General features: G+C 71.6%; 11 protein-coding genes. 5 read left to right on the top strand and 6 right to left on the bottom strand.

The window, feature by feature from the left end; all coding sequences use genetic code 11:
• The 3 genes from XM48_RS00630 to XM48_RS00620 form a co-directional block, all read left to right on the top strand.
• The coding region (locus XM48_RS00630; protein ID WP_231580753.1) for a cell wall-binding repeat-containing protein at positions 1–837 on the top strand (837 nt) is incomplete at its 5' end.
• Positions 838–1,092: 255 nt separating this feature from the next.
• A complete protein-coding gene (locus XM48_RS00625) occupies positions 1,093–1,623 on the top strand; it encodes a hypothetical protein (RefSeq protein WP_046453836.1) in 531 nt (176 codons plus the stop codon).
• 59 nt (positions 1,624–1,682) lie between these two features.
• Positions 1,683–2,084 carry a hypothetical protein gene (locus tag XM48_RS00620; protein WP_046453835.1) on the top strand — a complete coding sequence of 134 codons (402 nt, stop codon included), beginning with the start codon at positions 1,683–1,685 and terminating at the stop codon, positions 2,082–2,084.
• 218 nt (positions 2,085–2,302) lie between these two features.
• Here the strand turns inward: XM48_RS00620 and XM48_RS00615 are convergent, their stop codons facing one another.
• The 6 genes from XM48_RS00615 to XM48_RS00590 all read right to left on the bottom strand — a co-directional run bounded on the left by XM48_RS00615 (position 2,303) and on the right by XM48_RS00590 (position 6,888).
• Positions 2,303–2,782, bottom strand: coding sequence for an SRPBCC domain-containing protein (locus tag XM48_RS00615; RefSeq protein ID WP_046453834.1), 480 nt, complete (start codon positions 2,780–2,782; stop codon positions 2,303–2,305).
• A gap of 31 nt (positions 2,783–2,813) precedes the next feature.
• On the bottom strand, positions 2,814–3,689 hold the full coding sequence (locus XM48_RS00610) for a hypothetical protein (RefSeq protein WP_052961201.1): 876 nt from the start codon (positions 3,687–3,689) through the stop codon (positions 2,814–2,816).
• Positions 3,686–4,186 carry a hypothetical protein gene (locus tag XM48_RS00605; protein WP_046453833.1) on the bottom strand — a complete coding sequence of 167 codons (501 nt, stop codon included), beginning with the start codon at positions 4,184–4,186 and terminating at the stop codon, positions 3,686–3,688. The genes XM48_RS00610 and XM48_RS00605 overlap by 4 nt, the downstream gene beginning before the upstream one ends.
• A gap of 187 nt (positions 4,187–4,373) precedes the next feature.
• Positions 4,374–5,966 carry a phosphoglycerate dehydrogenase gene (serA, locus tag XM48_RS00600; protein WP_046453832.1) on the bottom strand — a complete coding sequence of 531 codons (1,593 nt, stop codon included), beginning with the start codon at positions 5,964–5,966 and terminating at the stop codon, positions 4,374–4,376.
• A gap of 92 nt (positions 5,967–6,058) precedes the next feature.
• Positions 6,059–6,385, bottom strand: a complete 327-nt coding sequence (locus XM48_RS00595) for a hypothetical protein (protein WP_231580752.1) — start codon at positions 6,383–6,385, stop codon at positions 6,059–6,061.
• A complete protein-coding gene (locus tag XM48_RS00590; RefSeq protein ID WP_046453831.1) occupies positions 6,382–6,888 on the bottom strand; it encodes a hypothetical protein in 507 nt (168 codons plus the stop codon). The genes XM48_RS00595 and XM48_RS00590 overlap by 4 nt, the downstream gene beginning before the upstream one ends.
• A 196-nt stretch (positions 6,889–7,084) precedes the next feature.
• On the opposite strand from XM48_RS00590, the gene XM48_RS00585 reads away from it, so the two are divergent.
• Entirely contained in the window at positions 7,085–8,020 is a 936-nt protein-coding gene (locus tag XM48_RS00585; RefSeq protein WP_046453830.1) for a hypothetical protein, read from the top strand.
• Positions 8,021–8,045: 25 nt separating this feature from the next.
• A partial coding sequence (locus tag XM48_RS00580; RefSeq protein ID WP_046453837.1) for a helicase-related protein occupies positions 8,046–9,500 on the top strand: 1,455 nt, incomplete at its 3' end.

The following is a 9,500-nucleotide window of genomic DNA, read 5'->3' as shown; positions in this document are numbered from 1 at the left end:
TACCCGCGGGGAGCGAAGAGTATCGTGATCGCACGCTCCGATCCCGCACCCGACGCCCTGTCGGCGGCCCCGTTCCCCGTCAAGCAGAGCGCGCCCGTGCTCCTCACCCCGCCCACCAGCCCCGTGAAGGAGACCAAGGCCGAGATCAAACGCCTGAAGTCCGACACCGTGTACAGCGCGGGCGGAAACGGCGCGATCTCCGCATCGGTTGAGGCCGAGATCCGCGGCATGGGTGTCAAGATCGTCCGTATGGCCGGGAGCGACCGGTACGAGACGTCGCTGAAGATCGCACAGACGGGCTGGAAGAACGGCACCGAGAAAGCGTTCGTCGCGACCGGCCGGGACTACCCCGACGCCCTGTCCGCAGGATCCGCCGCCGGCGCGACCGGGGTGCCCGTGATCCTTGTCGACGGCAAGACCGGCCTGACCGGCACCAGCCGGGCCGCGCTGGGCAAGTACGGCACGAAGCACCTCTACATCGCCGGCGGGAACGGGGCCGTTGCCCCCAGCATCGAGACCGCGATGCGTGGTAGTGGGAAGACCGTGGAGCGGTTCGCGGGCGGCACCCGGTACGAGACGTCGGCCGAGATCGCGAAGCAGTGGCACACCAAGGGCGGCCTCGTCTACCTCGCGACGGGTGTGGACTTCCCCGACGCGCTCGCGGGGTCCGCGGTCGCGGGCGCGCAGTCGGCACCGATCATGCTCACGATGAAGAACTGTGTGCCGAAGCCGGTGAAGGACACCATCACGGGCACGATCAAGCCCCAGGCCGGGGTCGTGCTCGGCGGCAAGGGCGTCATCACCGACCGGGTGCTGAACAACCAGCCGAGCTGCTAACCCGACACCACCGCGGTGGTGACCGCCAGACCTGACCGCACGGCCAGAGCCTGACAGCCACCACCGCGGCCTCCAGACCGGGAGTCCGGCCCGGCCCCCTGCCCCGCCAGACTCCCCCTCCCCCTGTGGCCCGCACGCGCAGCACCGTTCCCGATTTTCCGGAGCTGCCCGTGCGGGCCACAGCCGTACTCGCTGGGCGCCAACCCGCCCGAACCCTCACCCCACCGCAGAACCCCCTGAAAGGTCACCACCGTCATGGACATCGCCGTCACCTACGAAACCGACTGGACCGCCGCCCACGCCATCGGCGTCGGAATCCTCACCGCCGCCTCACTCGTCTGGGCGTTCGTCGCATTGCCGCTCGCCGGCTGGGTCTTCGTCGAGAACCGCTCCCACCGATCGCCGAACCGCCGCTTCGCACTCGGCAACTGGGGGCGCGGGATCATCTGGATCGCCGCATCCCTCACCGCCGCACTGACGCTCCTCACCGCACCCGGCGCCATCATGCGGCACCTGCAGCACCATCCGTCAGTGGCATGGGTCGTCGTCCCCGGCCTTCTGATCGCCGGCGCACTCGCCTGGTTCGCGCTCTCCAGCCCGATCCAGCAGTCGGCCGGGTTCTGGTCGCTGATCCCCGCGGGACTGCTGACCGTCGGCGTGCTGGTCGGTTGGGGCCTCGACGCGCTCACCCGCGCGGCAGCCTCCCTGCCGATGAGCGTCGGCGGCCTCGTGCTGCTGCTCCTCGGCGGGCTGATCTGGCTCATCCTCTACGCGCGGCGAGCGTAAGAGACCGCAACTACACCGCCGGACTGCAGAGCAGCAGACCCGCCTGGCATACTGGCCCCATGCGACGCATCACCGGCCGTGCACTCGGCACCTGGAGTCTCCGAATCGACGCCGCCTACTGCCTGATCCTCGGCATCTTCGTCGCCGCAGCCGCACCGCAGATCGCCACCGCCGTCGCACTCCCCGTGCCGCTGCTCTTCGCGACCGGCGGCATCGTCGCCGTCTGGGCCGGCACCGTGCTCTGGATGGTCGCACGCCTCACGCTCCGCCGCGCACTCCACCTCGTCATGGGCGTCAACATCCTGGCCGCCGCACTCATCGCCGTCGCCTCGCTCGCCGCCGCAAACGCCCTCGCGATCATCGCCGTGCTCGCCATCGCCCTCGACGTCGCCCTCTTCGCCACCAGCCAGCTCATCGCGATCCGCAAGCTCAACGCCGCACCCCAAGCCGCAACGGCCTGAGCGCGGCAGCGCACGGCCGCAGCCGAGTAGGAGCCGACGCAGCGACTGAGATCCGCGTTCACTCAGCCGGACATCTCCGCCCAGCCGGACGAAAAACGGCCCAGCGATCCGGCTGAGCGTTCACATCCGGCTGAGCGAACGTGCGCAGCCGAACAAGCGGACCGGCAGAGCGAACGGGCAGGCAGGCAGGCCAAGCCTCAGCCCGGACCCGGCGAACCCTACTTGTAGAACCCCTCGCGCAGCACGATCCCGTGCTCCAGCCACACCTTCAACGCGGCGAGGAAGCCCGTCCACCCCATGCAGTTGCCGAACGCGCCCTGCGCACCCGCGGGCGTCAGCGTCCACGCCTGCTCGGTGATCCGCACCTCGGTGCGCGCACCGTCGTCGGCCGGGCGGAACTCGAACGTCACCCGCGTCGCCTCCCTCTCGACCACAGCACCGGCCTCGCCGCCCCACGAGATCACGATCCGCTCCCCCGGAACCGCCTCGCTCACCTCGACCGGGAACGCCCCCGGGAAATCGGCGAAGTCCCAACGCACCGTCGCACCGGTCTCGAGCCGCCCCTCGGCGCCTCCGGTCGTGAAGTAGCGGCTCAGCGCCGCCGGATCGGCCACCGCCTCGTACGTCTCGGCCGGGGTGCGCGACACGAAGCCGTACACCGTGAACTCCAGCTCGGTCAGGTCCGTCTCTGCACTCATACCCCGACCCTACGCCCGCGTCGCCGAGGAGTCACGCGCCCCAGTCGAACACCGGGAGACCGGGCTCGCGCGAACGCAGCTGCTCCCACTCGACCACGAACTCCCGGCGCAACCGCAGCGGACGCCACTCGCCCGGCAGCAGCTCGGCGGGCAGCAGCGGATCCTCCCGCAGCCCCGCGTCCAGCGCTTCGAGCAGCGCCAGCGCGCGAGCCGTGACCGCCACCGGGCCCTGCGGTGCGACGGACGGCGGGTCGGCGAGCACCGCCGCCAGCGTGTCGTAGGCCGCGTCGATGCCGCCCGCGGGCCACAGGTGCTCGGCGAGATCCCGAGGGGTCTCGCACCCCGGCGCCGACGGCTCGGTGAGCACCGCCGAGATGAGGTAGCGATCCAACGTCTCGCCCGGCACCGAACGCCGCAGCTCGACGCCCAGATCGTGCGGCGACACGTACACCCCGGGCAGCAGCGGCGCGGCGCCCAGCGCCAGCAGCAGCTTGCGCAGACCGTCGCGCTCCGCCCGCTGCCGCTCCGGCACCGAGAAGCCGTACATGCGCCAGCGGCCGTCCCACGGCACCTCGCCGCGATCCTGCGCGAACGCGAACCCCACGAGCGCGAGCTCGCGATCCGCCCGCTGCCCGCCATGCTCGGTGAGCAGCAGATGACCGGCGCGCCCGCGACCGTGCTGCTCCAGGATCCCCTCGCCCTGCATGCGCCGCAGCGCCAGGCGCACGGTCTGCTCGGGCAGCCCGACCGCGAGACCGAGGTCGTAGACCGTGTCGAGCTCGGCGCGACCCTCGGACGAGAAGCACGCCTCGATCACCGTGCGCGGCGAGATCGCCACCGGAGGCGCAGCGGCCGGCAGCGCGCCGGATGCCGCATCCGGCAGCGCGCCGGGATCCGCGCCGCTCATCGCCGCTCCTCCGCTCGCTCGATGCTCTCCCACGGATACCCGTGGTCCACGAACGCCGCCGCGACCGCCGCCTTCCCGCCTTCGACGTCACCGTGGTAGAGCACCCGACCACCCGCGGAGTCGATGCGGACCTTGCCGCCCTGGCGGTACACGCCCGCGACGAGCTCGCGCGGGATCACGCGGCGATCCTCCCCCTCCTGCACCACGATCTCGGCATCGGTGATGCGCAGGATCGCGCTCTCGTGGGTGATCAGGAACGCGATCACGAGCCCGACGACGCCGAGCACCACGGGACGCCCGACCACCATGATGGGCGCATCGAAGGAGCCCAGGAACTTGAGGATCTCGATGTACGGGATCGGCCACTTCGCCACGTACTGGAGCAGCCAGGGCAGCAGGAAGCCCAGCGCGACACCGGCGCCGCCGCACACCACCCACACGAACACCCGGTCGGAGGGACTGAGTTCGAGCACCGTCTCACGGCGTTCGGCTGACATGGGGCACCTTTCGTCGGGTGGTTGCGAATGCCCCTAATCTATCAGATCTACCACTGTCGTTTTCTGAGAGATATTTACACTCTCCCGCATCCGCCCCGCGTCGGTCCCGGAACGCGAACGGCGCCCCGACCGCGGAGGTCGGGGCGCCGTTCGGCTGCGGAAGCGTGGCGCCGGTGCGCCGCCGCGCCTAGTCTTCGACGATGTCGATCGCGTGCAGCGAGTCGGCCGCGATGGCCTCGCCGAGCTGCGCGAGCAGATCCTCCGAGACGGGAGCATCGACCGACAGTACCGAGAGGGCCGTGCCGGCCTTCTCGTCGCGCGCGATCTGGAGCCCCGCGATGTTGACGCCGGCGTCGCCGAGCAGCCCGCCGTACGCCGCGACGATGCCGGGGCGGTCGGTGTAGGTGAACACGACGAGGTGCTCGGAGAGCGGCAGTTCGAGGTCGTAGCCGTTGATCTCGACGATCTTCTCGACCTGCTTGGGCCCGGTGAGGGTGCCCGAGACCGAGATCGGCGTGCCGTCGGCGAGGGTGCCGCGCAGCGTGATCACGTTGCGGTAGCTCTCGGAGACCGCGTCGACGCTGAACCGCACCTCGAGGTCGCGCTGCTCGGCGAGCAGCGGCGCGTTCACGTACGACACGGGGTCGCTGACGATCTTCGAGAAGAGGCCCTTGAGCGCGGCGAGACGCAGCACCTCGACGCGGTGCTCGGCGAGCTCGCCGTGCACCTCGATGTCGAGCGCGGTGACCGGACCGTTGGCGAGGCCGGCGAACACCTGGCCCAGCTTCTCGGTGAGCGGCAGACCCGGCTTCACGTACTCGTTGATCACGCCGCCGGCGACGTTGACCGCGTCGGGCACGAGCTCGCCCGCGAGCGCCAGACGCACCGACTTCGCAACCGAGACACCGGCCTTCTCCTGCGCTTCCTCGGTCGAGGCGCCCAGGTGCGGGGTCACGTTGGTGTTGGGCAGGCCGGTCAACGACGCATCGGCCGGGGGCTCCTGCACGAACACGTCGAGCGCGGCACCGGCGATCTCGCCTGCGGCGAGGGCCGCTGCGAGGGCGGCCTCGTCGATCAGGCCGCCGCGGGCCACGTTCACCACGAACGCGGTCGGCTTCATGGCCTTGAGCTGGGCCTCGCCGATCATGCCCGTGGTCTCGGGCGTGCGCGGCATGTGGATCGTGAGGAAGTCGGCACGGGCGACGAGGTCGTCGAGCTCGACCAGCTCGACCCCGAGCTGCTGCGCGCGCGCAGCGGTGATGTAGGGGTCGTACGCGATGAGGTCGACGCCGAAGCCGCGCAGGCGCTCGGCGACGAGCGCCCCGATGCGGCCGAGGCCGATGATGCCGATGGTCTTCTCGAACAGCTCGGTGCCGGTGAACGAGGAGCGCTTCCACTCGCCCGCGGACAGCGACGCGTGCGCGCGCTGCAGGTTGCGGGCGAGGCCGAGGATGTGCGCGACCGTGAGCTCGGCGGCGCTGATGATGTTGGAGGTCGGCGCGTTGACGACCATGACGCCGGCCTGCGTGGCGGCCTTGATGTCGACGTTGTCGAGACCGACGCCGGCACGGGCGACGACCTTGAGCTGCGGTGCCCACGAGAGCGCCTCGGCGTCGATCTGGGTGGCGGATCGGATGAGCACCGCGTCAGCGGTGGCCAGCGCGTCCTTCAGCGCCGCACGGTCGGTGCCGTCGACGTTGACCACGTCAAAGTCGGGACCGAGCGCGGCGATGGTGGCCGGCGAGAGTTGTTCAGCGATGAGGACGACAGGGGTAGCCAAGGAGCGGTTCCTTCGGGGTCGACGGCGATGCGCCCGTTACGGACGCCCGGATTCCAGCTTAGCCGTGCCGCGGAAGCGCCCGCGACACGGCGTCACGCGAAGAAACCGGCCTGCGGGACGACGTGCATGACGTCGAGTTGCGCGACGGCAACGACCGCGAGCCCTGCCGCCAGCAGCAGCACGCGGCCCCAGGCGCGCAGTCGGCGCCCGAACAGCAGGGCGGCGATGAGCACGAGGAACGGCAGCACGATCCCGAAGAGCAGCCAGAACCAGCCGAGCGGGCTGAAGCCGAGACCCAGGCGCGATCCGAGTTCTTGCATGCCCAGCAAGTTGCCGAACTGCACGAACACGGCGTAGGCGTAGAGCCCGGTGACGAGCAGGCCTGCGACCCACGCGCCGATCAGCGAGAAACGGTTCACTGAGCACTCACCACCAGCATCGGGAGCGGAACGAGGACGACGGCGCCGAGCACGAGGGCGACGCCGAGCCAGAACGCGCGGCGGCGCAGGAACAGGACCGCCGAGAGGAACCACAGCACGGTGGCGAACGGAGCGGCCCAGAACAGGATCTGCTGCAGCACCTGCCCGAAGGATCCGCTGCCCGCCGCGACGGTGGTGTTGAAGTCGGCGTAGGCCTTGGCCACGACGAACCAGCCCCAGGTGTAGAGCGCGTAGAGACCGCCGAACACGCCGAGCAGCACCAGGACCGCGTTGCTCGCCTGCTCGGGGGCATCATCGGTCTCGGGATCGGCCACGGCCTCGGACGGGCTCGCCCCGTCGGCCTCCGGGTCGCCGGCGAGGGCCGCCTCGTCGGCCTGCGGCTCCGCGGGCGCGCCCGACGGCGTCGACGATTCGTCGCCCTCGACCACCCAGCCGCTGGCCAGGGTGCTCTCGCGCGCCTCGGCGTTCGACTTCTTTCGCATGGATTCCAGCCTATCCGCTCTCACCTGAGCGATCGCGCCGCAGCCGAGCGGCCGGAACCCGCCACCGCCCGATCTCCGCTGCGCCGTCCTCGCGGACAGGCATCGCGCGACTTCCGGCACCGCCCTCTTCGCCTCGTCACTGGCTCCCAGTAGGCTGTGCACAGTATCGACGATCCAGCTCGAGAAGAGGCCCACCGTGTCCGACGCAAGCACCCCGCGCCGCAAGCAGGCGCCGACGCCCGCCGCGGGCTCCGAGCCGGCACCCGGCTGGACCCCCACCCCCGAGGCCAAGGCGAAGGCCACCCGCTTCCGCTGGATCGCCGCGATCCTCTGGGCCGTGGCCATCATCCTCGAGGCCGTCTCGATCTTCTGGCTGCTCCGCCAGCGCGAGGTCACCGGCACCGACGGCGAACTGGTGCGCAACCCGCAGACGGGCATCCTCGAGTCCTCCGCCTCGACGAGCACCTTCCCGCAGTGGGCCTTCGTCTCGCTGATCATCGCGATCGTGATCATCGGCGCGCTCTCGATCACCGGCTCGATGCTCTGGAAGCAGGCGAACCGTCTCGACCCGGCCCGCCGCTCCGACACCGTGCGCTTCTTCGTGCAGAACCAGCTCGGCGCGATCATCGCCATCATCGCGTTCCTGCCGCTCATCATCCTGATCTTCCTGAACAAGGACATGAACGGGAAGCAGAAGGGCATCGCGGGCGCGATCGGCATCGTCGTGGCGCTCGCCGCCGTGGCGCTCGGCATCGACTACAACCCGCCGTCGGTCGAGAAGTACACGGCCGACCAGTCCACCGTGATCCAGCTGCTCGGCAAGGACCAGGTGGTCTGGGTCGACGGCGGCAAGGTGTACCACGTCTGCGATCAGGTCTCCGATATCCAGACCGGCAGCGACAAGCGCACCGGCACCACCGCCCAGGCGGTCGAGGCCGGCAAGAACCGCCTCACCCTGAAGTTCGCGAGCGAGATGCGCACCTGCGGACTCGAGGTCCCGCAGAACGCCGACGAGATCGCCGCGGCGCTCAAGCAGATCCAGGACGGCAGCGCGAGCACGACGCTCCCGGCCCCCGTGTGGGCCGACGGCAAGGCACCCATCACGATCCCGGACGCCGCGCCCGCGTCCTGAGCGGACCCGCCGGACCGCTCCTAAGATGAGGGGCGTGCCGCTCCACCGCTTCGACCTCGACGCCATCGGCGCGGGCCTCGTCGTCGCCGAAGCCGGCGACGAGGTCCGACGGGCGCTCGCGCACGGCGCGGCCGTCGTCACCGCTCCCCCGGGCACGGGCAAGACCACCTACGTCCCGCCGCTCGTCGCGAACCTGCTCGCGCAGGGCGGATCGGGTTCCGGGCACCGTGTCGGCCGCACGATCCTCACCCAGCCCCGCCGCGTCGCCGCCCGCGCTTCGGCCACCCGCCTCGCCGAGCTCGACCGCAGCACCATCGGCGAGCACGTCGGCTTCACCGTCCGCGGTGAGCGCCGCGCGGGCCGCGATGCGCGGATCGAGGTCGTGACCCCGGGCGTGCTACTGCGCCGGCTCATCGCCGATCCCGAGCTCGACGGCGTCGGCGCGGTGATCCTCGACGAGGTGCACGAGCGCTCCCTCGACGGGGACCTGCTGCTCGGCCTCGTCTCGGAGGTCCGCGCGCTGCGCGACGACCTGCTCGTCGTGGCGATGTCGGCCACGCTCGACGCGGATCGCGTGGCCGAGCTGCTGGGCGCGGCCGCCGGCGACGGTCCCGCTCCCATCGTGCGCGTGCCCTCGGCGCTGCACCCGCTGCGCGTGGAGTACGCCCCCTTCGACGGCGCGCGGCTCGACGAGCGCGGCATCACCCGCGACTACCTCGCCCACCTCGCCGACGTCGCCGCCGACGCGCAGGCCGGATCGGGCGTCGATGCGCTCGTGTTCGTGCCGGGCGCCCGCGAGGTCGACGAGGTCGTGAACCGGCTGCGCGCCCGCGTCTCGCGGTCCGGAGCCGCCGTCGAGGTGCTGCCCCTGCACGGGCGCCTCTCACCGCGCGAGCAGGATCGCGCCGTGCGCGGCCGGCTGCGCGACGCGGACCCCCACCGCATCGTCGTCTCGACCGCGCTCGCCGAGAGCGCGCTGACCGTGCCCGGAGTGCGGCTCGTGGTCGACTCCGGGCTGTCGCGCGAGGTGCGCCGCGACCAGGCCCGCGACATGACCGGGCTCGTCACCGTCAGCGCGTCACACGCGAGCGCCGAGCAGCGCGCCGGACGCGCCGCCCGACAGGGACCCGGCGCCGTCGTGCGCGCCTACTCCGAAGCCGAGTTCGCGCGCATGCCCGCCGAGCTCACACCCGAGATCGCGACCGCCGACCTCAGCGATACCGCGCTGCTGCTCGCCGCCTGGGGCGCCCCCGCGGCCCGCGGGCTCGCGCTGCTCACCCCGCCGCCGGCCGCCGCCATGGATCGCGCCGTCGCCGTGCTCGCCGCGCTCGAGCTCGTGGACGCGAACGGGAGCCTCACCGAGCTCGGCGCGCGCGTGGCGCGCCTCCCCATCGGCGTGCGCGAGGCGCGGGCGCTGCTCGCGGGCACCGCGGAACTCGGCGACGCCCGCCGCACCGCCGAGGTCATCGCCGCGATCCCC

Source organism: Leucobacter sp. Ag1, assembly GCF_000980875.1.
GTDB classification, from domain to species: Bacteria; Actinomycetota; Actinomycetes; order Actinomycetales; family Microbacteriaceae; genus Leucobacter; species Leucobacter iarius.
The sequence above is the reverse complement of the archived record's forward strand: the minus strand, read 5'-3'. Positions and strand labels throughout refer to the sequence as shown.

Coding starts and splice junctions, on each gene's coding strand:
- XM48_RS00625 (WP_046453836.1), top strand. CDS start 1,093: ATGGACATCGCCGTCACCTACGAAACCGACTGGACCGCCGCCCACGCC.
- XM48_RS00620 (WP_046453835.1), top strand. CDS start 1,683: ATGCGACGCATCACCGGCCGTGCACTCGGCACCTGGAGTCTCCGAATC.
- XM48_RS00615 (WP_046453834.1), bottom strand. CDS start 2,782: ATGAGTGCAGAGACGGACCTGACCGAGCTGGAGTTCACGGTGTACGGC.
- XM48_RS00610 (WP_052961201.1), bottom strand. CDS start 3,689: ATGAGCGGCGCGGATCCCGGCGCGCTGCCGGATGCGGCATCCGGCGCG.
- XM48_RS00605 (WP_046453833.1), bottom strand. CDS start 4,186: ATGTCAGCCGAACGCCGTGAGACGGTGCTCGAACTCAGTCCCTCCGAC.
- XM48_RS00590 (WP_046453831.1), bottom strand. CDS start 6,888: ATGCGAAAGAAGTCGAACGCCGAGGCGCGCGAGAGCACCCTGGCCAGC.